Below are 23,456 nucleotides of genomic sequence, written 5' to 3'. Positions count from 1 at the left end.
CCTACCCGCCGTGGTGCCGCAGCAGCCGCCCCCCTGCCGGGGCCGGCCTCAGCTCGACGCCGGCTGGGGCGCGATCGCGATCCCGGACAGATCCTCCCCGGCAGCGGTGCGGGCGGCGGCAACCCGCTCCGAATAACGGTCGGTCAGCGCCGCGACCTGCGGTCGGAGCAGCAGGGTGAAGCGGACCAGTTCCTCCATCACGTCGACGATCCGGTCGTAGTAGGCGGATGGCCGCATCCGGCCGGCCTCGTCGAACGCCTGGTAGGCCTTGGCGACGCTGGACTGGTTGGGAATGGTGAACATCCGCATCCACCGGCCAAGCAGGCGCAGCGTGTTGACCGCGTTGAAGGACTGGGAGCCGCCGGACACCTGCATCACCGCAAGGGTGCGGCCCTGGGTCGGCCGCATCCCGCGCAGGGCCAGCGGCAGGTGGTCGATCTGCGCCTTCATCACGCCGGTGACCTGGCCATGCCGCTCGGGGCTGCACCAGACCTGGCCGTCCGACCACAAGGAATGCTCGCGCAGCTCCTGGATGGCGGGATGATCGTCGCCCTCGACCTGGTCGGGCAGCGGCAGGTCGTGCGGGTCGAAGATCCGGGTCTCCGCGCCGAACAGGCGCAGGAGCCGGGCAGCCTCCTCGACCGCCAGCCTGGAATAGGAGCGCGGCCGCAGGGAGCCGTACAGCAGGAGGATGCGGGGCGGCGGGACGTCGCCCGCCGGATCCGGCCGCAGCCGGACCAGCTTCCGGTCCAGGGCCGGCAGGTGGTCGGGATCGGGCAGCGGCCGCAACCTGCTGGTCCCGGTCATGCCGTGCCCCCCGCGGCCACGGCGCGATCCTGCGGGAACCAGCGCTGGCCCAGGCGCAACGCCACGTGCACCAGGAGGATCAGCACCGGCACCTCGACCAGCGGCCCGATCACCGCGGCGAACGCCACCGGGGAGGCCAGCCCGAACGCCGCGATCGCCACGGCGATCGCCAGCTCGAAATTGTTGCCGGCGGCGGTGAACGCGATGGCGGTGGTGCGCGGATAGTCCGCGGCGATCCACCGGCCCATGGCGAAGCTGATCACGAACTGGATCAGAAAGTAGAGCGAGAGCGGGATGGCGATGCGGACAGCATCGGCCGGCAGCCGCACCAGGTCATCGCCCTTCAGCGCGAACATCGCGACGATGGTGAACAGCAGGGCCGCGAGCGTGACCGGCCCGATCCGCGGCAGGAACACTTCTTCATACCAGGCCTGGCCGCGCCGCGCGGTCAGGACCCGCCGGGTCAGGAATCCCGCCAGGAACGGGATGCCCAGATAGATCAGCACGGCCTCGGCAATCGTCCAGAAGCCGACCTCGACCACGCTGCCCTCCAGCCCGAACAAAGGCGGCAGGACGGTCAGGAAGATCCAGGCATAGACGCTGAAGAACAGGATCTGAAAAATCGAGTTGAACGCCACCAGCCCCGCCACGTACTGGTTGTCGCCGCGGGCCAGCTGGTTCCAGACCAGGACCATGGCGATGCAGCGGGCCAGGCCGATCAGGATCAGGCCGGTCATGTAGTCCGGCTGGTCGCGCAGGAAGATCACCGCCAGCACGAACATCAGCACCGGGCCGATCAGCCAGTTCTGCACCAGCGACAGGGCCAGCACCCGCTTGTCGGCGAACACCCGGGGCAGTTCCTCGTAGCGCACCTTCGCCAAAGGCGGGTACATCATCAGGATCAGGCCGATCGCGATCGGGATGTTGGTGGTGCCGACCGACAGCCGGTCGAGCGCGCCGGGCAGCCCGTCGAACAGGGTGCCCAGCAGGACGCCCAAAGCCATGGCGGCAAAGATCCACAAGGTCAGGTAGCGGTCGAGAAAGGACAGCCGGGAGGCTGGAGCCGGCGCGGGCATGGCGAAATCCAGTTTGAAGGGATCAGATCAGGCGGCCGCCGCTGGTATCGACGACCGGCTGGCCGTCCTCCTTGGCGAACGCGCCGCGCTGCGGCGACGGCAGCAGGTCCAGCACGGTTTCCGACGGCCGGCACAGCCTGGCGCCCAGGGGCGAGACCACCACCGGGCGGTTCATCAGGATCGGATGGGCAGCCATCGCATCCAGGAGCTGGTCGTCCGACAGGTTGGGATCGCCCAGGCCCAGTTCGTCATGGGGCGTGCCCTTCTGCCGGAGCAGGCCGCGCGGCGGGATGGCCATGCGCCGCACCAGATCAGCCAGTTCGTCCCGGCTGGGCGGCGTCTTCAGGTACTCGACGACCACCGGCTCCTCGCCGCTGTTGCGGATCAGCGCCAGCACGTTGCGCGAGGTGCCACACTGCGGATTGTGGTAGATCGTGATGGTCATCGCGTTTCCGTTTCGGCCGGGCCGCACGGGGCCAGGGCGGCGACCAGGGAGCCGCAGAGCGCCGGGCTGCCCCCGCAGCAGTCCTGGACGAGGTAGAGGGTGAGCGCCTGCAGCCGCGCGAGGTCGGCGCGGTAGATGATCAAGCGGCTGTGCCGCTCCGAGCGGGCCAGCCCTTCCCGGGTCAGCACCGCCAGGTGCGCCGACATGGTGTTCTGCGGCACCCCGAGCCGGCGGGCGATCTCGCCGGCCGGCAGCCCGTCCGGCTCGTGGCGCACCAGCAGGCGAAAGGTTTCCAGCCGGGTGATCTGGGCAAGGGCGGCCAGGGCCGCGACAGCATCATTGTCATCCATGTATCCAGAATTATCGATGTTTCGCTGCAGGTCAACCCCTCGGGCGCACGGTTGCTTCGACATGCCGGTCGCGCCGCCGCCGTGACCATGCGGCAGCGGCCGCCTCAGGACGCCTCCGCCGCAGCCTCCCTCCCCTCCGCGATCTTCTCCGCAGCCTCCGTCCGATCCTCGGCATCGGCCTCCGGGATCTCGTGCAGGGCGACCGCGGCCGGGTCGTGCAGCAGTTCCACCAGGATGGCGAAATGGTCGGAGCCGAAATAGTCCAGCACTTCCAGGCGGACCAGCCGGAAGCTGGCGTCGTGGAACACGTGGTCGAGCGGCCAGCGCGCCAGCCGGTGCTCGGCATGGAAGGTCGGGTAGAGCCCCCGGCCGATCCGCGGGTCGAGCAGGCCGCTGATCCGCTGGAACATCCGGGTGGTGTGCGACCAGGCCACGTCGTTCAGGTCGCCGCACACGATGGTCGGGCGCCCGTCCTTCTCCGCCTCGCGCGCCACCAGCATGAGTTCGGCGTCCCGCTCCGCCACGTCGTTGCCGGGCTGCGGCGGCTCGGGATGCACGCAATGCAGGTTGACCAGCGTTCCTGAGCGCAGCCGCACCCGGGCGAAGAACGAGGGAATGTCCTGGCTGACGCGGTCCTGGACCCGGATGTCACTCAGCTCCAGGCGCGAGAACAGGTGCATGCCGTAGGTGTTCTCCAGCGGATGGCAGACTGCGAACGGTCTGTCCTCGCGCAGCACCGCCAGGCGCTCGTCCCACCACCCATTGGTTTCCACCGCGAGCACCAGGTCCGGATCGGCTTCCTCGACGCGGCGCAGCAAAAGGTCGGCCCGGCGGTTGTCCTGCAGGACGTTGGCGACCAGCAGCCGGATCGACCGGGACGGGTCGGACGCCTTCGCCGGCAGGACCTGCCGCCGGTGCAGGCGCGTGTAGGGCCAGATCCGCCAGATCTGCCAGGCGAGGCCGGCCGCCGTGGCCAGCATCAGCGCGATCTCCGGCCCCTCCCGCCCGAGCAGGAGCAGCTGGCCCACCAGCGCCAGGGCCAGGGCGCTGGCCACCTGGAGCCGCGGATAGTCCCAGACCCGCACCCACCATCGCGGGCTCCTGACCAGCGGCAGCAGGGTCACGAGCAGCAGCCCGAGCGAGACGATCCAGAGCGCGACGACGAGCACGATCATGTTGTTCCGCCTTGGCTGACCGATCGCCGGGGGCGCTCCAGGAGGGCCAGGATGCCGTCGGCCGGAAAGGAAAGTCCATCGCCTGCCAGCGGTGCCATCCACACCATTGCCGGAGCGTTTTTTTTGGAGTGCATTGGCTGTTTTCTGGAAGCGGCCGCCCCGGCGTCGGGCGCCGGCGGCCGCGGGAGCCCTGCCATGCCGAACCTGCTCGATCCCGCTTCGTCGGACCGCATGGGCGCCACCCTGTTTGCGGAGGGGGCGGTGTTCCGGACCTGGGCGCCGTTCGCCAGTGCCGTGAGCGTCGCCGGGACCTTCAACAACTGGTCCAGGACCGCCCATCCGCTGGCCCCGGAAGGCGACGGGCTCTGGTCGGCGGCGGTCGAGGGTGCCGCTGCCGGCGACGAATATCTCTTCTACGTGCGCAACGGCGAGACGGAGCTTCGCCGCATCGACCCTTATGCCCGCAACGTCGGCAGCTCGGTCGGCAACGCCATCCTGGTCGCCGACGGGTTCGACTGGGGCAGCGACACCGGCTACCGCACCCCGACCCTCGACCGGATGGTCGTCTACGAGATGCATGTCGGCACCTTCAACGACGACCGGGGTGGTGCGCCCGGCAACCTGCACGGGGTCATCGCGAGGCTCGACCATCTGGTGGAGCTGGGCGTCAACGCCATCCAGGTCATGCCGGTCGCCGAGTTCGCCGGCGGCTATTCCTGGGGCTACAACCCGGCGCACCTGTTCGCGATCGAGAGCGACTATGGCGGGCCGGACAGCCTGAAGGAGCTGGTGCGCGCCGCGCATCAGCGCGGCATCGCGGTGATCTTCGACGTGGTGTTCAACCATTTCGGCCCGAGCGACCTGGACATCTGGCGTTTCGACGGCTGGGCCGAGCATGGCGGCGGCGGAATCTATTTCTACAACGACTGGCGCCGCCGCACCCCCTGGGGTGACACCAGGCCGGACTATGGCCGGCCGGAGGTCCGCCGCTTCATCCTCGACAACGCCCTGATGTGGCTGGAGGAGTATCGCGGCGACGGGCTGCGCTGGGACATGACCGCCTTTATCCGCAACGTGGACGGGCGCGACCATGATCCCGGCGGCGACCTGCCCGACGGCTGGAGCCTGATGCAGTGGGTGCATGACGAGATCCGGGCGCGCTTTCCCTGGAAGGTCAGCATCGCCGAGGACATGCAGGACAATCCCTGGCTGACCCGGGATACCGGCGCTGGCGGGGCCGGCTTCGACAGCCAGTGGGACGCGCCGTTCGTCCATGCGGTGCGGGCGACGGTGATCGCCGCCAACGATGCCGACCGCGACATGGACCGGCTGCGACATGCCATTGCCCATCGCTACGGCGCGGACGCGTTCGAGCGGGTGGTCTACACCGAATCCCATGACGAGGTCGCCAACGGCCGGGCGCGGGTGCCCCACGACATCTCCCCGGACGATCCCGCCTCCCATGCCGCGAAGAAGCGCTCGATGCTGGGGGCGGCGATCGTCTTGACCACGCCGGGCGTGCCGATGCTGTTCCAGGGCCAGGAGTTCCTGGAGGACGAGTGGTTCCACGACGCCGACCCGGTGGACTGGGACAAGAAGAGCCGCTTTGCCGGGATCTTCCGGTTCTACCAGGACCTGGTCCGCCTGCGCCTGGACCGGGACGGTGTCAGCGCCGGCCTCACCGGCCAGCATGTCCATGTCCACCACGTCAACAACGCCGACAAGGTGATCGCCTATCACCGCTGGCGCGACGGCGGCCCTGGCGACGACGTGGTGGTGGTCCTCAACCTGTCCGGCCGCCCGTTCCCCCACTACCTGATCGGCTTCCCCCGCCCCGGCCGCTGGCGGCTGCGCCTCAACAGCGACTGGCGCGGCTACGACCCCGGCTTTGGCGACCACTGGAGCGGCGACGCCGACGCCCGGCCGGATGGCCGCGACGGCCTGGGCTGCCAGGCCACGCTCGGCATCGGCGCCTACACGGTCCTGGTCTTCTCGCAGGACAGGGGCTGAACTGCCCGAACAACGACGGGACCGCCCAGCGCCGTAGTCTGCTTGGCCGGCGAAACGGCATCGGCCCACGAACTTACCTTGAACCGCGCCCACTCCTGCGCAGCATGCCTGCTGCAGAACATCGCTCCATCACATGCTGCTCTCGTGGAGTGAAACAAAGGCAACAAGAACCCAATCTAATTCCCGTCATTGAGTGAGGGGATGACGCATTGGGTGATGGAGCCGGAGGCTCGGGTGCATCTATGATCGACTGCCGCAGCCCTCCACGCCAGCAAGAGATCCGGCCGGCCTCAGTTTTCCCATCGACCGGTGCCTCCACCCCCCGCTCGACCGTGAGATGCGTCTTGACTAAAAATGAATTTTTTCCTACCAGAGTGTACTAGGGATGTACGCGGAGGCGGAGAGTATCACCGTCCAAGCTCCTCCAGGTAGTCCTGCGTAAGATCGAGCGTATGCCAGCGGACCCGGGCAGAGAACAACCCAAAGATGTCGCCGCTGGTAAACTTGGCGGGTATCGTGCTTGGCTTCAGCAGTGATTCAGGATAGGCGGCAGCCACCGTCGCCGTATCATATCCGAGCAGTTCTAGCACGGCCGGCATGATCGAGAAATGACTGGCGTGCCCGCGGCTGGCCGCAGCGTTATGATCCAGGTCTGCCTTGAGCTCCGCATCGCCCGTGATCACGAAAAGCGGAACAAGGGCCTCGCGCGGGTCCGGCTGCTCGACGGTGCAGTGCGAAAGACGGTTGCGCCTGAACTGCTGGCCATGATCCGACGTGTACAGGATGACTGTCTCATCCAGATCGATCTCGTCAACCATCCGCACGAGGAACCGGTCGACCGACCAGCGCACCGCGTTACGGAAGGAATGGATCCGGGCCGAGACATCGTCGTTGGGCGCCTCGGTCATCGTCGGTCGGAACAGCGCCTCCTCGGCAGGATAGCTCTGGTCATAGGGAAAATGTGCCCCGTTCTTGACCGCATAGATGAAGGTGGGCTGGTCCGAGGCCAGCTCCGTTCTGACGATGTCCAGCATGCGGTTGTCCCGCTCAGGCGGAGCAACGGCGTCGCCGACCAGATGAAAGGCATCGATGGAGCGCATCTCGCTGGTCGTCATGAAGTTCTGCATCTTGCCAGAACTGCTGATGCTGCTTGCCTGCGCATCGATATGGACAGTGCGGAAGCCGGCCTTCCTGGCGAACTGCCAGATGGTGGGGTTGGTCAGCAGCGCCTGCCCGAGATGGTTGCGGGCTGCCATGAACCGCAGGATCGCGTTCGAGTAATGGCTGCAGTTGCCGCCGGAGGCTGCCGGGCCGAAATCGCTGATCGATGTCGCGAGGCTGGCAAGACCGGGCGTGTAGGAATTGCCGGGCGTCCAGTCGACATAGTCGCCACGCACGCTCTCATCGACCAGCAGGACGATCTTGCGCACCCTAGGCGCACCAGGGGTCCACGTGACCTCCCGGCGCTGCAGGACCGGGTTGCTCACCAGGATTGCGCCCGATACTGCTCCCATCGCCAGCGGCGTGAACTGTCGGGGCAGACCGGAAGCGCCTCCCCCCTCCTTCTGGAAGACGATTGCGGCGATCAGTGCAACCGGCACTGCCGGCGCCCACCACATCCGCCCGAGCCACAGCCTGGCCTTGCTTGCCAGTCCTGATGGCGCCGCGGCAAACACGATGAAGAACCCGGTTGTCATCATCGCGAACTTCTCGATGTCGCTCCGGTAGAAGTCGGCCGCTCGAGAGGCTTCGTGACGGACGTGCCACATCGAGATGACGTCCAGCACCGAAAGGTCACTGCCGCTCGCCTGATGGAAGGCGACCCCCAGGCCAGTGCTGATGGAGAAGATCGCTGCCCAACCAAGCCGCACACCTGCATTGGGCTGGAAAGCCCCGATCAGCAGGGCAATCAGGCAAAGGCCCCAGACGGCGAGGAAGCCGATCAGCGTGCCGAAGCGCTGCTGGTCAGCCAGCAGGTAAAGCCGCTGAACAGCCCCGGAATTGGTGAGAACGACGAAGGCGAGAATGACAATCAGGCGGAACAGGAGCAGAGCCGGAGTCACTGTTGATGCGTTTAGCGTCCAGCCGCGCTGAGCAAAGGATTCTGTCCGATTCCCTGCGACGCCATTTTGATCGAGGCGCTGAAATAGGCGCGTACTCATTCTTGTCATCGATGACCTCATGAGCTTGGCGTAAGCGCGACCCGAACTTCTTTCCTGCTCTTGCTGCCGTCCGACTCGGCCGCGAAGCAAGACCTGAAGATCATACCAAAGTACTGGCCACGCAAAATTGGAAGGGCCGCGAGCAGCGGATATAGCTTGGGCACCAAGAACCCCAGTCGACGCGCTATCGGCGGGAACATCGTGATCTTGGTTAATTTGAAGCTGAATCTAGGAAAATGCCAGCCAAGATCTCGGCGGTCGATCGCACAAACATGAAGATTTTTGAAATCCTTGATGAAAACTTCATACTTTAGGATTACTCCCTCCGGCCGAAGCATTCCGGTTATCTGCTTTACAATGGCCCGAACCACCGGTCGCTCAGGATCGAACTAAGAACGGTGTGCAGCACGATCAGGTCGATCGTCTTAGGCCCGATGCTGAACGTCTGGGCGTCCGCCACCCGCAGATCGACACCCGGCAGGCGCGCTCGCGCACGCATGATGGCTTCTTCTCGTAGATCGATACCATAAAGCCGCCTGGCATCCGCCCCCAGCCCAGGAGGTTCAAACGATTGTCGCCATCGCCGCAGCCGATCTCGAGAATGTCCAGCAGGCCGAGCGGACAAAACCCACGGCGCTGCAATAATTGAAGAGTCAGTCTGGCGCGTTCCTTGCGCATCTCGCAGACCCCAGGCTTCCTGATATCCCAGCGCCCGCTGTCGGCGCTCTGCTCATACTCGCCATACACAGCGCGCAGCCGTTGGACCTCCAGATCCACATACAAGGCAGGACTCCTCAAACAAAATTAATCTATCCTGCAACAAAAAGATTTCATACCATAATATACATGCCAGTTTTATTGCGATTACTATTTCAAATTATCCATAAATATAAAGAACGGCGCAACTCGATTGTCTTTACTGCTGCACGGGGTGTCACCAATCGACCGCCGCGACGTAGGATGCGATGGGCGCTGACGGTCGGTTCCACCAACTGCTCGCGAATATGACTTTGGACCCGTCGGGTGACGGCGAAGCATGGGCTTCGCTGAGGTAGCCCGTATCTCCAGTGCGAGTATGGGCGACCCGCCTGATCTCACCGCTGCCGTCGATCCTCAAGGCGACCACTTCCTGGAAGAAGGGCTCGGAATCGGTGTTTCGCCGCACCTCCTCTTCCGTGCCGCCATAGGTGACGAACACCCAGCCCGGCTTGCGTGTGTTGCGGGCGGAGACATGGGTAGCCTGGCTGTAGCCGGTAAGCTGGGTGACCTTGCCGTCGACCAGGCGTCGCTTGATGATGGCGTAGCGATCTGGATCCGACTTGCTGATGCCGACCATCACGTCGTTACCGTCCGCATCGATCGTCATGTCGCCGTGTCCCGGGCGATGATGCTCCCGCCAGGTCTGCACCCGCCTGCCCGCCGGCGAGTAGACCAGCCCCTGCTCCCCCGCATCGGTATGCTGGTAGACGAACACGAACTGTCCGCTGGGGGAGATCGAGACATAGCTGTTGCTGCCGGGCAGCCGGCTCAAGTCGATTTCCGGGAGTGCCGTGCCGTCGTCCAGGTTCACGACAAAGGCGACCAAGCGCCCGCTTTTGTCCCGAGCGCGGACGGCCACCCGCTTGCCACGGATCGAGGCATTGCCGGCGCCGGGCCCGAAATCGAAGTCACCGAACCTGGTGCTGCTGAAGACCACCCGGCGGCTGTCCTTCGCCACGTTCCAAAGATAGATCTGGCTGTCGTGCATGCAGATCATCAGCGGCGCCTCGACCGGGTGCCACTCGCACTGCACGTCGCCGACCCGACGATCCAGCACCGGCTCGAAGGTTTGTCCGTCGAGGAACACGAGCCGGCCGGCCACACCCCGATCGATCAGCAGCAGGCTCTGGTCGGCGTTCCAGGCCTGCGAGACGGAGTAGTGGTGGCGCGCGACGTTCTGCCAGGAGCCGGAGAGATTGGTGATGGAGCGCAGCGGATCGGTGACCCTTGTGACCGTGCTGCCAAACACCGCGTCCTGGACCGGCCGAAGATAGCCCGGACGCGCCGCGCCGGGAGCGTGGCGCACCTTCGCCCCGTCAAGTTGCTCGGCGGCGCCAGGGCTCGATGAGGCCATGCCCGCCATCCAGAGGAAAAGCACCAGGCGCGCCATCAGCTTCATGCCATCCACTCCTTCGCTCGACCGCATCGCCGTTCTCCAGCGAAATGAATTTCCTTCGGCGATACTCGTCAGTTCGCGTAGTATCTGTTGTAGCGATGGTAAGCTTCTCCAGCATCGCCATAGCGATAGCGCGCATGCTGGCGAATATTGACCTGCGTGAGCACGCTGTAGATTCCGGGCGGCGTCCTATCCAACGTCTGGCTGGCTTCCTCAAGTATTTCCAGGGCATTGCCCGCGATGTCCCGTGAGGTGCTCCCCCATCGGGTGGCAAACAGCACGCTGTCGACCAGCTGTGCCAGGACGCTGGATTCTGTGATGCCCAGGAGCGGCGCACTGTCGACGATGATCCAGTCGTACTGCATCCGCATGCGCTGGAGCATGGCCGCCAGGCCCTGACCGCTGACCAGACTCAACGGGTCGACCGGCCGCCGGACGATGGAAATGTAGTGCAGATTCGTGCCCGGAAGCTGATGGACGACCTCGTCCAGCGCACGCTCGTCGCAAAGATACTCCACCAGCCCGCAGCGAGGCTTCACCCCGAGTTCACGCGCCACACTCGGATGGCGAAGATCGAGGTCGATCAGCAGCACCCGCTTGCCGGCAAGCGATGCATACGTAGCGAGGCTGACCGCCAGGGTGGTCTTGCCCTCCCCTGCACGGCTTGAAGTCACCAGGACAATGCCGGTCGGGCGATAATCCCGCGTGGCGCCGGGCAAGGCGACGAAGATCGAGCGCAGCGCTTCGGTATAGATCGAGAGCGGCATGCCAGCCAGATACTGGTGCGGCCGCTTGCGGCCGAGCCAGCGCAGGCGCGGCACCAGCCCGATGCAGCGCAGGCCCAGTTCCTGCTGGACCTGGCGGGCGCTGCGCAGCCCGCGGTCGAGGCGTTCGAGCAGCACGACCAAGAGGATGCCACCAACGCCGGACGCGACCATGCCCGGGATGGCGAACAGGATCGGCGGCGGCGAGCTTGGCCGGTCTGGAGGCATGGCGCGGGACAGGATCCGCGTGTCCGGCTGGATCGAATCCGTCGCAAGCTGGATCTCCTTTTGCTGCTGCAGGAGATTTTCGTAGAGCCTCCGGCTGGCCTCGGCCTCACGTTCCAGTTCGTGCAGTCCCACCTCGGCCTGCTGGGTCACGCTGCTGGCCTGCTGGACGTTCGCCAGGCGATCGCGGATGGTCCGCACCTTCGCGGCGGCCAGTTGCACCTCCCCTTCCATGCGGGCGATTTCCTGCGCGATCTCCTGGCCAATTTTCTGGCGGGTCTCGCTCAGCTGGGTGCGGATGAGCTGGATCCGCGGGTGCTTGTCGCCAAAGGTCAAAGAAAGCTCAGTCAGCTGGCTCTGCAGTTCAAGCTCGCGTCGGCGCAGTTCCAGCAGGCCTGGCGAGGAGCCGAACTCGGGCGGAATGGCCAGGACAGCCCCCTGCCGTTGCAGGGTCTGGACATGGTCCAGCCGGGCCTGGCGGGTCGCCAGGTCCGCCTCCGCCTCGGTGAGTTCGCGATGGCCATCGGTTAACTGCTGGTTGGTGACATCCAGCCGGTTGCCCTCGGCGATCCGGTGGGTGATCCGATAGCCCTGCACCGCGGATTCCGCCTGCTCCAGCTGCGCCTTGAGCGCCACAAGCTGATCGTCCAGCCATCCGGAAGCCTGAGCTATCGTCCGCCGCCTGCGGGCAAGCTCCTCCTGAAGATAAAGGTCAACGACATGGTTGGCGACCGCAGCGGCGGCACTTGGAGTAGTCGCGGAATAGCTCACGGCGATGACATAGGAGGTGCCTTCCTGGAACACTTTCAGGCCTTTCTCGAGGTCGTCCAGGCTGGGTGGGACTGGATCCGCTGGCGGCGGCCGCCACTGCCCGCTCCGGGTTAGCCGCGACCAGAAGGCCATCACAGGCAAGGCCGGGTCCTGCCAGGCCCGCTCAAGCCAGCCGTTTTCGTTCCGGCGCAGGCGCTCGCCATGGTCTGGGCCTGAAGGTGGGGGCATCTCCAAGGCGGGGAACATCCCGCTCGCCTGCTCCAGGCTGGCCAGGACGCGACGGAGATGATCGCTGGAGGTAAGGAACTTGATCCTCGTTTCGGCGAGGGACGGGTTCATCACCGCGTCGGGGGGCGCCAGGCCACCTGTCGGTAACTCGCCATGGCGCGGTTCCAACACGATCTCCGCGATCGCGGTAAAGCGTGGTTGCACCTGCAGGCCAAGCCAGATCGCGAAGCCTGTGCTGAGCGCGACAATAATCGCGATGAGGCCGAACCGACGCCGCACGATGCCCACCAGGTCCGCCAGGCCAGCGGACGGTAGGGCCATGTCGCGATGCCCGACCCCGTCCTGCGTCGCCGCATGAGATGTCGCAAAGGCACGTTGCATCAGCCTGGCCTGCATGGGGATCATTCCACGGCCGCGAAATCTGGAGCCTGATGGAGCACCTGATTGCCTGGCCATTCCAGTTGCGACTGGCCTGGCAAGCGGAGCCGATCGCGCCAGGTCTCGAACATCAACACGGCCCAGAGCTGCCGGGTATGGTCGCGGCGGCCGGTGAGATGCTCCGACCATAAGCGCCCGACCACCTCCGGATTGAGGTGATCGCCGCGGCCAATCCGGCCAGGCGCCAGAATGTCGGCTGCCCAGCTTCGGAGCGGGCCACGCAGCCAGGCTCCGACCGGCACACTGAATCCTTGCTTGGGACGCTCGAACAGAGCCCTGGGCAGATAGCAGCTGAGGACCTGGCGCAGTGGCCACTTGCCCTTGCCGCCCCTGATCTTGCTGCCGATGGGCAGTCGCCAGGCCAAGGCCAGGATCCTGTGATCCAGAAGCGGACAGCGCGCCTCCAAGCCCAGGGCCATTGTGGCCCGGTCGACCTTCACCAGCACGTCGCCCGGAAGATAGCCGATCGTATCCCGGAACATCGCGCGGGCGCCATGGCTTGGCAGAAGTCGCAGCATATCGGCAGCATCATCCGCCGGCTCAGGCCAGTTCCTCATGCTGCTCGGGCGATGTACCTGCGAGCCCCCCTGCAGCAGCCGATGATAAAGATCCTTCTCGTTTGCCGAATCGAGGACGTCGGCGAACTTGTGCACGGTCTCGCCCTGCAGGGCCCCACGCAGGCTCCGGCTCCAGCTGAAGGGGGGTCGTTCCAGCAGTTCGTTCCAGGCGGGAGGACCAAGCCTGGTCAGGCTGCTCGCTGCGGCCCGCCGCAGCCCGGCGGGAACCCGGAACAGGCTCGAAAGGCGGTGCGCCATGACATGGCGGCGATAGCCGCCGAAGCATTCGTCGCCACCGTCGCCCGTCAGCACGACGCCGACCTGCTCCCGAGCCAGCTTTGCGACCAGCAGGGTCGGGATCTGCGACGCGTCCGCGAACGGCTCGCTCCAGATGCCCGGGAGGTCCGGGATCACAGCCTGCGCCTCGGCCGACGTCACCCGATGCTCGGTGTGGTCGGTGCAAAGATGCTGCGCCACCGCCCGCGCATCGTCGGCCTCGTCATAGCCGCTCTCCGCGAAGCCGATCGTGAAGGTGCGGATCGGCTTCGCCGACTGGGCCTGCATGAGGGCCACCACCACGGAACTGTCGATTCCGCCGCTGAGGAAGGCGCCGATTGGGACATCGGAGACCATCCGCTCTCTGACGGCCGTGCGCAGCAGGCCGTCAAGCATCGCCTCCGACCCGCTAGGCTCGACGATCGGATCCTCGCGGCCCTGTCGAACGAGGTCCGTCAGCGACCACCACGCCCGGGACCGCGCCCGCATGTCCCCCACATCGCATGCCTGGAGTTCCGCCGACCCGATGGAAAGGATGCTTCCCGGCGGAAGCTTGAACACGCCGTGCCAGATGCAATGCTCTTCGGGAATCCAGCCCTGGTGCAGCAGGGCAGCGAGTGCGTCCGGGTCGATCCGCGCCTGGAAGCCAGGATGGGCGCGCAGCGCGTCCAACTCGGAACCGAACAGAAGCGCCCCGTTCGCCTGCCCGATGTAGAGCGGTTTCTTGCCGAGCCGGTCCCGCACCAGGTGCAGTTGCCGCTCCGCCCGGTCCCACAGGGCGAAGGCGAACATGCCGTCGAACTGATCCAGCGCCCGTTCCAGGCCGAACTCCACGATGGCCGCGAGCATGATCTCGGTATCGCTATGGCCGTGGAAGCGATGCCCGCGCGCCAGGAGTTCGATCCGTAGTTTCGGCGCACTGTAGACTTCGCCGTTGAACGTGATCAGGTAGCGCCGATCGTGGCTGATCATCGGCTGCCGCCCGGCATCCGACCGGTCGAGAATGGCCAGGCGCCGGTGGCCCAAGGCGATCCCCGCGTCCCGGTCCAACCAGATCCCGCTGCCATCGGGTCCCCGGTGAGCCAGGCTCACGGTCATGGCCGCGATGGCTTCGAGCCTTGCCCGGTCGCGGGCCTGCGGGGGCAACATGATCCCGGTGATCCCGCACATCGCCTAGCTCCTCGGGTGGGCGGCATGGCCGGCCGGTGCCGTTCGCCCAGCGACCGAGGCAGCTGCGATCGCAAACCAGAACATTGGCTGCCGGACGATCAGGTGAAAGCTCGCGAACAGGGCGAGCCCGCACAGTAAGGCGACGAGCGCATAGGCTCGCGTCTGGAATGCTCCCAGCACGCTGAAGGCGAGCAGGCAAAGGACGCTGCCCACAGCGAGCAGTCCACCCTGCGTGAACAGGTCGAGCATGGTGTTGTGCGCCTCAAAGTTGGCCTGCTCCGGGGACATTGGGAAGGGCCGCTCCAGATGTCCGCCCGGGCCTAGGCCGAGCAGCCAGGAGTCGATGCCCTTATCCAGAGCCTGCTGCCAAAGTTGGAGGCGCAGGCTTCCCTGGTCGTCCGGCCCTTTAAAGAACTGCTCTCCGATGCCGCGGGCCGTGCTGTCGCCGTACAGGAGAGCGATGGCCAGGAGGGAGATGGGGAGAATCAGGACGAGCTGCCATGCAAAGGCTTGGCGCAGCGTCACGTCGCGCGGCGGGGGACGCAACCAGGCGCCGAGCTTGAGCGCCAGCAGGATGACGATGGTCAGCCAGACGACCAGGTTGAACGAATCGCTCTTGGTCAGGACGCCGGCATAGACTGCCACGCTTCCAGCCGCCCCGGCCAGCAGCCGGCTGGCTAGCTGCTCCGCCGTCTCCATCAGGTGAAATGCTAGGATCGCCAGCACCATGCAGGACAAGGCGAGTTGATTCGGGTTCTCCGACCAGCCGCGCAGCCGGTCGTAGTACCAGGGCTGGATCATCGGCACCCGGACCCAGTTCCAAGCATCCGCCATCAGGAGCAACAGCGCTGTCGCCCCCAGCAGCACCAGAAGCCAGGCGGTTTCCCGCAGTCTCTCCCGGGCTCCCGGCTCGGCGACGCATAGGCAGCTGACGCCGAACATCAGGATGTAGGCCAGGGTGTCGTGCGAGGCCGACCCAAGATCGATCCCATGGACCGTGGCTAGGCCGATCATGGCACCCAGGCCCTGGGCGAAGGCAAAGACGCCCCAGAACAGCAAGAGACGCACCAGGGGCGGGCTGAACGGCGGGCCGCCCCGCACGGTTTCCCGGCCGAGCATGCAGATGAGCCAAGCGACCAGGAGGATCTCGCCCGGCCCCAGCGGCAGATCCGGTGCCGGACGCAGCTGCGAAGCCGTGGACAGCAGCAAGGCCATGGCCAGGAGCAGGGAGATCAGCACCTCATCCCTCCCCCTCCCAAGGCCTGCCCGGGTCGAGTGGCCGTTCCGGCAAGGTCCTTGAGGGGCAAGCCGACAGCGATGCAACCGGCTTCCGCACAGCCCTTGCAGCGAGCTTGCCCACCAGCACGCATAGCCAGCCCGGTCCGGCCACCTCCCCGTCGAACGCCCGGTTGCCGCGCAGCGGGAGCCAGGCCAGACCGCTGGACCGTATCCCCAACTCGCGGCGGGCCGACACCGCTGCCGCGATGAAGACCACCGCCAGGGCAGTCGTGGTTGCCGCAGCGATGCCGTTGATCCCGAAGGGTCCCACCAGCAAGTAGATCAGCCCGATCTGCATCCCGATCGCCGCGACCAGGATGCCCGTCATGCGGCCGGTCATGCCGGTCATGTGATGAAGCATGATCGGCCCGCCAAAGGTCAGCCCCACAAGCTTTCCGACCAGCAGGATCCGCAGCACCCCGGCGCCGCCGACGAAGTCCCGGCCGAAGATCTGGAGCACCTCCGGCGCCAGCAGGAACAGGGGCAGGCAACCCAACAGGCCCATCATGAGCGTCAGCCGCCCCATGCGGACCGCCATCAGCTCCAGTTCCACGAGCTGGCCTGCTTTGTAGAGCGCTGCAAAGGCGGGGCCGCTGATGCTGTTCCCGGCCATCTGCACCAGCATCACCGTATCGGCGCAACGCGCCGCCATCGCGAATAGGCCCAGCTCATAGCTGCTCACGAGCATGGCGGCGAAGAGCAGCCCCACCCGGTTGAGCAGGAGGTAGAGGATCGTGTAGGTCGCGACCGGCGCCGCCTCGCGGACATAGGGCAGCAGGCGGGCAAAGCCGCGCTGCAGGCCGTCCTCGTCATGTGCGCCAGCGGCCTTCTGCCAGGGCATGGCCCTGGCCGCGAGCAAGGCGCCGATGGCGCAGCCGAGCAGCGCTGCCAGCAGCGGCGTCCAAACGGTTGCCACGAATCCGGCGGCGCCGAATCCCAGCACCCCGACCAGGACCATCGCCTCCCGCAGAACGAGGCTGGCGACGAGGGCCAGGACCGGGCGCGACAGGCCGATCAGCAGGCCGCTGCTGACGCTGCAGATGGCCAGGAGCGGAACGAGCAGTCCGGCAACGATGTAGGCAAGGGTCTGGTCTCCGCCGCGCATGACCAGGAGGACCAGGAGCTGGCCAGCTCCCAGCACAGTGCCCAGCGTGCTGCTGACCAGCAGGGCCCGGCCGATGAACCCGGTGCTGCCGCTGGGCTTGGCCGCGTGGTTGGCCGCCAGCCGCATGGTCACCAGGTCCAGCCCGAAGGTCGCGCACAAGGCCAGGACGGTGGCGAGGGTGAACAGAAAGCTGAACTGGCCATAGGCCTGCGGGCCCAGCGAGCGGGCGACCACGATCTGGCCCAGGAAGGCGACGATGGCAGCCATGCCGTAGAGGCTCGACAAGCCGAACAGCTTGCGCAGCAAGGCAAGCCAGCGCCCGCTGTCGACGGTGCGCTCCGGCGACAGCGAACCTGGTGCAACCCGCACCTCCCCGATCCCAGGCCCGCTCCCACGCCCGCTCATGGTAGATCGAGCCCGTCGCGGTCGAACCGCTTGCGGGTCGGGCCCGCCAGGTCCGGCAGGCTGGCGCAGGCACCCTGGGGCAGCACCTCCAGGTAGAGCTGCAGGTAGCGGTCGGCGATCGAGCCGAGCGCGAACTGCGTGCGGACCAGTTCTGCCGCCCGGGCGCCGAGCGCCCTGGCCAGCGTGGTGTCGTCGAGCAACGCCAGGATCCGGCTTGCCAGGATGTCCGGGGCACGCGGCGGCACCAGCAGTCCGGTCCAGCCATCGCGGACGACCTCGACGCATCCCGGCAGGGCAGTCGCGACGATGGGCAGGCCGCTCAGCCCCGCCTCCACCAGAGCCCGGGGGATCCCTTCGCGGTACTCGGTCGGATAGGCGAACAGATCGGCCAGGCGGAGCAGGGACGGAATGTCCTCACGCCGGCCAAGATGCAGGACATGGGGCGCATGCCGTTCGATCTCGGCTGGCGGAATGGCCGATGGACTGGACGGCTCATGCGGCCCGACCAGCACGAAGCGAACATCGGGACGTTGCCGGCACACCAGCACAGCCGCTCGCAGAAGCGTGTCGATGCCCTTCTCGCGCGTGATCCTGGTCACCGTCATCACGATGCGGGCGTCGCCAAGGCCCAGGCGCCGTCGCAGTTCGTCTGCCGCGGGCGCTGTTGCCTGGGCGCGGGCAAAGGCTTCGACGTCCAGTCCCGAACCTGGGACCAATCGACTGGTGCTCGGCCGCACCAGCCCGTGCTCCTCGAAATAGGCCTGGTCGTGCCGGTTCTGGAACACCGTGAGCGCCGACGCGCGCGCTGCCCGACGCTGCAGCATCCGGTAGATCAGCCGACCCGCCATCGCCAGGAAGGACCGGCTGGCGAACAGCCAGCCCATTCCGTTGATGGTCCGCACCACCGGCGGCCCGTCGGTACCCGCAGCCAGCGGGCACAGAAGATTGGGCTTGGTGTCGAAGCTGTGAATCAGGTGCGGCCGTGCGGTCGCGATCACCGCCTGCAGTTCGGCCAGCGCCGTCCGGTCGGCGAGCGGATTGATGTAGCGCTTCAGGCCATAGAAATGATGCTCGATCCCGGCTTTCGCGAACGGGGCGGGATCACCGCTGCCGGCGGCCACGACCTCGAGGCCGCAGCGGCGCAATGCCAGCAGGAACGGAATGCGCAGGTCGTGGTCCTCGCCGCCGACGCACAGCAGGCGGGGGTTCATGACCATGCCACCTGGCCTTGCCTGGAAGATCGACGCACCAGGCTCCGCAAGGTGGTCGCGATCACAAGCAGGTCGCTCCAAGGGGTCGCCCGCTCGGCATAGGCGAGATTGAGCCTGATCTTCTCGGGCATGATCGTCTGGACATACGCACGCTCCGGGTCCGGCGCTGCCGCGAGGATCCGCTCCTCATCAAGGAAGGCGATGCTGGCGGGATCGGTGATCCCGGGCCTGAGCCGGAGCAGCAGGCGCTGGTCCGCGGTATAGAGCTCGACATAGCGTCGGACCTCCGGCCGTGGGCCGACCAGGCTCATCTCGCCGCGCAGCACGTTGGCGAGCTGGGGCAGCTCATCGAGTTTGCTGCGCCGCAGGATGCCGCCAACCCGCGTGATCCGGCGGTCGCCGGCCACCGTGATCGGCCGGCCCCGGCCCGCCGGCCGCATCGAGCGGAACTTGTAGATCTGGAAGGCGATCCCGTCCTTGCCGATGCGTTCCTGGATGAAGATCGCCGGCCCGCCATCCTCCAGCCGGACCAGACCGGCGATCAGCAGCATCAGGGGCCAGAGCAGCAGGAGGCCGATGGAAGCCAGAAGCAGATCGATGATGCGTTTGGTGCGGGGCATGGCAGGCCTAGCCCAACAACGCGCGCATGGACCCGATCACGCGCTCGACATCGGCATCTGCCATCTTGCTGTAGATCGGCAGGCTGATCATGCATCGATAGGCATCGGTGCTGGCCGGGAAGTCGCCTGGCCGCAACCCGTAGCGCTCCCGCCAGTAGGGATGAAAATGCAGCGGGACATAGTGGACGCTCGTGCCGATGCCGGCCTCGCGCAGCGCCAGAATGAGTTCATCGCGCTGGATCCGGCTGCCTCGGCCCAGGCGGATTACGTAAAGGTGCCAGGCATGGAGCTCCCCCGCCGGCGCCGGCGCCGGCAGCTCCACCGGCAGGCAGGAAAAGGCTTCATGGTAGGCCGCGGCGATCGCGGCACGCCGCTGCTGCATGGCATGCGCGCGGGCGAGCTGATGCAGTCCGATCGCCGCAGCGAGGTCCGGCAAGTTGTACTTGAAGCCGGGAGCCACGACTTCGTAGTACCAGCCGCCATGATCCGCCTTGCCGCTGTAGCGGTCGAACACGTCACGGCTGATGCCATGGATGCGCATCAGCCGGGCGCGCTCGGCGATCTTGGCGGACCGGGTGACGATCATGCCGCCCTCGCCGGTCGCAACGGTCTTGGTGGCGTAGAAGCTGAACACGGTCGCCGCTGTGTCGAGGGTTCCGATCAGCCTGCCGCCGCAACTCGTGGCGGGCAGCGCGTGGGCTGCGTCCTCCACGATCTGGAGGCCATGCTTCGCCGCGATGCGGACGAGCGGGTCCATCGCGCAGGCCAGACCGGCATAATGAACCGGCAGGATCGCACGGGTGCGCGGCGTGATGGCGGCTTCGACCGCTTCGGGACGGATGGTGAGCGTCACCGGGTCGACATCGACGAAGACCGGATCGGCGCCGAGGTAGTTCACCACCTCTGCCGTCGCCGTGAAGGTATGCACCGGAACGATGACCTCGTCGCCCGGCCCGATCTGCAACGCTTCGAGCGCCAGGTGCAGGCCGGCCGTGGCCGAGTTGACCGCGATCGCGTGCAGGTCGCCGCTGGCCAGGAACTCTCCGAAGTCACGCTCGAAGCGGCGCGCCTTGGGACCGGTGGTGATCCAGCCCGAGCGTAAGGTGTCGACCACTTCCGCAATCTCGGCCTCGCCGATATCCGGCAACGCGAACGGCAGGTAGCGGTCCGGCGGGGTGACGATGCTCATGCCGTCTGCACCTGCGCCTGGATGTCCCGGACATCGGCCACCTTGGCTTCCATGGCCACCTGATCATCCGGCACATAGCCTGGCACGTAGAACTGCAGGATCGCCCGCAGCCAGACCGCATCGCCCCGCGCGCATGCCTCGTCGATCGCGTGGAACGCCTTCCGCAAGGCCAGATCGTCGACCCGTTGCGTCCGGGCCGCCAGGACGCCGCTGGCGATCGCCGGCAGCCGGACCTCGCCCCTGTCGAACAGCTCCTCGTGCAGCTTCTCGCCCGGGCGAAGGCCGCTGAACACGATCTGCACGTCGCGCTCCGGCTCCTTGCCCGCGAGCCGTATGATCTGGCGGGCAAGATCCACGATCCGGATCGGCTCGCCCATGTCGAGCACGAACACCTGCCCTCGCGCGCAGTCTGGACGGATCCCGACCGATGAAGCCTGCAGGACCAGTTCCACCGCCTCGCGGATCGTCATGAAGTAGCGCTTGATCTCCGGGTGAGTGACCGTGAGCGGCCCTCCTTGGGAGATCTGCTTTTGGAACAGCGGGACCACCGAACCGGACGAACCGAGCACATTGCCAAAACGCACGGTCATGAAGCGCGTCCGCTTGGTGCGGCGGTCGACCGGCTGAAGCTCGGCGCTCCCGGCATCGAGTGCCTGACAGTAGAGTTCCGCCAGCCGTTTGCTCGCTCCCATGACGCTGGTCGGGTTCACGGCCTTGTCCGTGGAGATCTGGATCATCGCCCGTGCGCCGCATTCGGCCGCCGCTTCCGCGACGTTCCTGGTGCCGAGCGCGTTGGTGTGCAGCCCCTCGATGGGGTTCATCTCGACCATCGGCACGTGCTTCAGTGCGGCCGCATGGAAGATCAGGTCAGGGCAGTGCTCGGCAAAGATCCGCTTGATCCGCTTTCCGTCGCGAATATCCGCCAGGATCGGCACGCCGACGATACTTGGCGCCTTCGTGACGAGTTCCTGCTCGACCGAATATAGATTGAACTCGCACTGATCGAGGTAGACCAGCATGCTGGGCTCACAGCGGGCGAGCTGGCGCATCAATTCGCTGCCGATGCTGCCGCCAGCGCCAGTCACCAGGATCCTCCGACCCTTGATCAGATCCCGGACGGAGGAATGATCGAACTGGATCTGCGGCCGCCCCAACAGTTCCTGCAAAGCAAACGGACGAAGTTCGATTCGCCCGTCATCAACGGTTGCTTTGAAATCGATGGGATCCGGAAGGCGCAACAGTTCCAGCCGCAGCCCCTCGGCCTGTCCCATCACCCGGCGCAGAAGCGAACCGTCGACCTGTTCAGCGAAAATCAATCGCTCGGGCCGTCGACCCTTTACAGCAAGTTCATGAACCACGGACGCAAGCTCTTCGATGCTGCCCAGTATCGGAACACGCAAGATGTCACGGCCACGGGTCATGGTATGAAGATCGAGCAGGCCAAGAACCTGGTAGCGTTCTTGGGGGTCGGACGTCACGGCTCGGATCAACAGGTCCGCGCTCTCTCCAGTGCCGGCGATGATGACCGGCACCCGTGACATCAGGTTTCTTGGACGGGATGACATGCGGCCCCCCCAGATCCTAAAGGCGAACCGTGGCCCCCCCAGCATGATCAGCAACAGCAGCCACTGAATGATTGGCACGGTCCGCGGTACTGTCGCGAGCCGATCCGAGATGAACATGACTGGCAGAAATATCAGAATAGCTAACGTAGCCGCCCGCAGCACGATTATAAGATCCCAGGCGGAGCTGTGCCGCCAGACGCCACGATACAGACCGAGAGCGACGAACACGCCGGCGGCAATTATGGAGAAGGCCAAAGTGCTCTGCAGCAAACCCTGCCGGAACAATACCCCCCAGCCTTCGCGCAGCACCCATGCCAGGGGAAATGACGCCATCGCGACGAAGAGGTCATGAACAAATATGACCAAGACCCTTCGGCGCAGGGCAAAATGCTGAATGATTGTGTTTGCCTCAACCGGCAATGTCGAATGCATCGGCACAATTCCCACCCATACATCTTTTTATGATATGGCAGTCTTTGGGCGCACCTCAATATACATGATGCAATAATCGATATAACTGTAATATTTTCCTATAACGCTATTGTATTTTTCATTTATGAACTGAATGTTAATATTAACACGAGGATATATGACGAGCAAGAGGCAAATCTCGGGCAATGGATTGCAATCTACACATTTATTTTTACATGATATGGTTTGGATCTTTCATAAGAATTTATCAGATGGAATCCGACACAGTGACCGTTTACCATACCGGCGTTAATAATATTCATTCCTAACACTTAAATTGTTCGTTTTGCTGGTTGAAGAAGGTGTAAGCATCATCTGTTTTTCAGGTTCTCATAATGAAAATGGATCGATTCTCCCGGCAGGATAGCCACAAGAATAACCAATCGAGTTGAAGTCAATTCTCCGGAACTTGCCATCTATCGTTCAGGCGCTGGCGAGTGGGGGGACGCTGACGGAGAATTCCGACCCGGCGACGGTGGCCGTGGCAGTCAAGGATGAGCGACGACCCGGGCCTGACAACGTGACGGGCTCGCCGCCGACCCGTTCGGCAAGGGCCGCAACATGGGCCCGCACCCAGTCGTAGTTCGCCGCCACCGATCCGGCTGCGTACGGGCATCGCATGGGGCGCTGGAGCCGTCGCCTGGCCGTGCCCTTCCTGGAGTTCGTGGGTATCCGCCCGAGTGGCCAGGTGCTCGACGTCGGCTGCGGGACAGGCGTGCCGACGGCAGCTCCGGCGGAGGCCGAGGCGGAGGTGGTCGGGATCGTTGCCTCGGAGCCCTGCCTCGACGGTGCCCGTCGACGCAGGTCCCACGCGAACATCGCTCACGAACGCGGCGACGTTCGCCGCACGCGCTTCGCCGACGGGCTCTTCCACGGATGCGTCTCCACCCTGGACCTGGACATCATTCCTGAAGCGGATCGTGGGCGAGAGGCGGCGGGTGACGCGACTGGGCGGGGTCGTTGCATCCGGAGTCTGTGACGTCTGGGGTGGCTTCTCCGCCTT

At 65.6% G+C, this 23,456-nt stretch carries 18 protein-coding genes; 2 read left to right on the top strand and 16 right to left on the bottom strand.

The features are described 5' to 3' along the window. Positions 1-48: 48 nt before the first annotated feature. The 5 genes from arsH to GEMRO_RS0121345 form a co-directional block, all read right to left on the bottom strand. Positions 49-807 carry an arsenical resistance protein ArsH gene (gene arsH, locus GEMRO_RS31030; RefSeq protein ID WP_035485776.1) on the bottom strand — a complete coding sequence of 253 codons (759 nt, stop codon included), beginning with the start codon at positions 805-807 and terminating at the stop codon, positions 49-51. Continuing rightward, positions 804-1,883: an ACR3 family arsenite efflux transporter gene (gene arsB / locus GEMRO_RS0121360; protein WP_027135637.1), complete on the bottom strand. Its 1,080-nt coding sequence runs from the start codon at positions 1,881-1,883 to the stop codon at positions 804-806. The genes arsH and arsB overlap by 4 nt, the downstream gene beginning before the upstream one ends. A 22-nt stretch (positions 1,884-1,905) precedes the next feature. Beyond that, entirely contained in the window at positions 1,906-2,328 is a 423-nt protein-coding gene (gene arsC, locus GEMRO_RS0121355; protein WP_027135636.1) for an arsenate reductase (glutaredoxin), read from the bottom strand. Further along, complete coding sequence (locus GEMRO_RS0121350) at positions 2,325-2,678, bottom strand: ArsR/SmtB family transcription factor (protein WP_027135635.1); 354 nt, start codon at positions 2,676-2,678, stop codon at positions 2,325-2,327. The genes arsC and GEMRO_RS0121350 overlap by 4 nt, the downstream gene beginning before the upstream one ends. 104 nt (positions 2,679-2,782) lie before the next feature. Then, positions 2,783-3,853, bottom strand: coding sequence for an endonuclease/exonuclease/phosphatase family protein (locus tag GEMRO_RS0121345; protein WP_027135634.1), 1,071 nt, complete (start codon positions 3,851-3,853; stop codon positions 2,783-2,785). A gap of 195 nt (positions 3,854-4,048) precedes the next feature. On the opposite strand from GEMRO_RS0121345, the gene GEMRO_RS0121340 reads away from it, so the two are divergent. Then, positions 4,049-5,863 carry an alpha-amylase family glycosyl hydrolase gene (locus tag GEMRO_RS0121340; RefSeq protein ID WP_205625049.1) on the top strand — a complete coding sequence of 605 codons (1,815 nt, stop codon included), beginning with the start codon at positions 4,049-4,051 and terminating at the stop codon, positions 5,861-5,863. A 407-nt stretch (positions 5,864-6,270) separates the two neighbouring features. Here the strand turns inward: GEMRO_RS0121340 and GEMRO_RS0121335 are convergent, their stop codons facing one another. From GEMRO_RS0121335 to GEMRO_RS33695, 11 genes are all read right to left on the bottom strand, one after another. Next, entirely contained in the window at positions 6,271-8,025 is a 1,755-nt protein-coding gene (locus GEMRO_RS0121335) for a sulfatase-like hydrolase/transferase (RefSeq protein WP_169728425.1), read from the bottom strand. A gap of 352 nt (positions 8,026-8,377) precedes the next feature. Further along, positions 8,378-8,524: a class I SAM-dependent methyltransferase gene (locus GEMRO_RS36030; protein WP_157505685.1), complete on the bottom strand. Its 147-nt coding sequence runs from the start codon at positions 8,522-8,524 to the stop codon at positions 8,378-8,380. 435 nt (positions 8,525-8,959) lie between these two features. Next, positions 8,960-10,183, bottom strand: coding sequence for a TolB-like translocation protein (locus tag GEMRO_RS31025; RefSeq protein WP_035485773.1), 1,224 nt, complete (start codon positions 10,181-10,183; stop codon positions 8,960-8,962). Between the two features lie 68 nt (positions 10,184-10,251). Continuing rightward, positions 10,252-12,564 (bottom strand): GumC family protein, encoded by a 2,313-nt coding sequence (locus tag GEMRO_RS0121320; protein WP_027135631.1) that lies wholly within the window; start codon positions 12,562-12,564, stop codon positions 10,252-10,254. A 5-nt stretch (positions 12,565-12,569) separates the two neighbouring features. Continuing rightward, a complete protein-coding gene (asnB, locus tag GEMRO_RS0121315; RefSeq protein ID WP_027135630.1) occupies positions 12,570-14,609 on the bottom strand; it encodes an asparagine synthase (glutamine-hydrolyzing) in 2,040 nt (679 codons plus the stop codon). A 3-nt stretch (positions 14,610-14,612) separates the two neighbouring features. Beyond that, a complete protein-coding gene (locus tag GEMRO_RS0121310) occupies positions 14,613-15,848 on the bottom strand; it encodes an O-antigen ligase family protein (protein WP_027135629.1) in 1,236 nt (411 codons plus the stop codon). 1 nt (position 15,849) lies between these two features. Beyond that, positions 15,850-17,361: an oligosaccharide flippase family protein gene (locus GEMRO_RS0121305; protein ID WP_027135628.1), complete on the bottom strand. Its 1,512-nt coding sequence runs from the start codon at positions 17,359-17,361 to the stop codon at positions 15,850-15,852. 32 nt (positions 17,362-17,393) lie between these two features. Further along, positions 17,394-18,608 (bottom strand): glycosyltransferase, encoded by a 1,215-nt coding sequence (locus GEMRO_RS31020; protein ID WP_084507843.1) that lies wholly within the window; start codon positions 18,606-18,608, stop codon positions 17,394-17,396. Beyond that, positions 18,605-19,228, bottom strand: a complete 624-nt coding sequence (locus GEMRO_RS31015; RefSeq protein WP_035485770.1) for a sugar transferase — start codon at positions 19,226-19,228, stop codon at positions 18,605-18,607. The genes GEMRO_RS31020 and GEMRO_RS31015 overlap by 4 nt, the downstream gene beginning before the upstream one ends. Positions 19,229-19,235: 7 nt before the next feature. After that, positions 19,236-20,417 carry a DegT/DnrJ/EryC1/StrS family aminotransferase gene (locus tag GEMRO_RS0121290; RefSeq protein ID WP_027135627.1) on the bottom strand — a complete coding sequence of 394 codons (1,182 nt, stop codon included), beginning with the start codon at positions 20,415-20,417 and terminating at the stop codon, positions 19,236-19,238. Then, positions 20,414-22,414 (bottom strand): polysaccharide biosynthesis protein, encoded by a 2,001-nt coding sequence (locus tag GEMRO_RS33695; RefSeq protein ID WP_084507299.1) that lies wholly within the window; start codon positions 22,412-22,414, stop codon positions 20,414-20,416. The genes GEMRO_RS0121290 and GEMRO_RS33695 overlap by 4 nt, the downstream gene beginning before the upstream one ends. 658 nt (positions 22,415-23,072) lie before the next feature. On the opposite strand from GEMRO_RS33695, the gene GEMRO_RS36025 reads away from it, so the two are divergent. Next, positions 23,073-23,432 carry a class I SAM-dependent methyltransferase gene (locus GEMRO_RS36025; protein WP_051329318.1) on the top strand — a complete coding sequence of 120 codons (360 nt, stop codon included), beginning with the start codon at positions 23,073-23,075 and terminating at the stop codon, positions 23,430-23,432. Positions 23,433-23,456 lie beyond the last annotated feature (24 nt).

Source organism: Geminicoccus roseus DSM 18922 (genome assembly GCF_000427665.1).
Lineage (GTDB): Bacteria > Pseudomonadota > Alphaproteobacteria > Geminicoccales > Geminicoccaceae > Geminicoccus > Geminicoccus roseus.
Note: the sequence above shows the minus strand (reverse complement) of the source record. Positions and strands in the feature narration are given on the sequence as shown.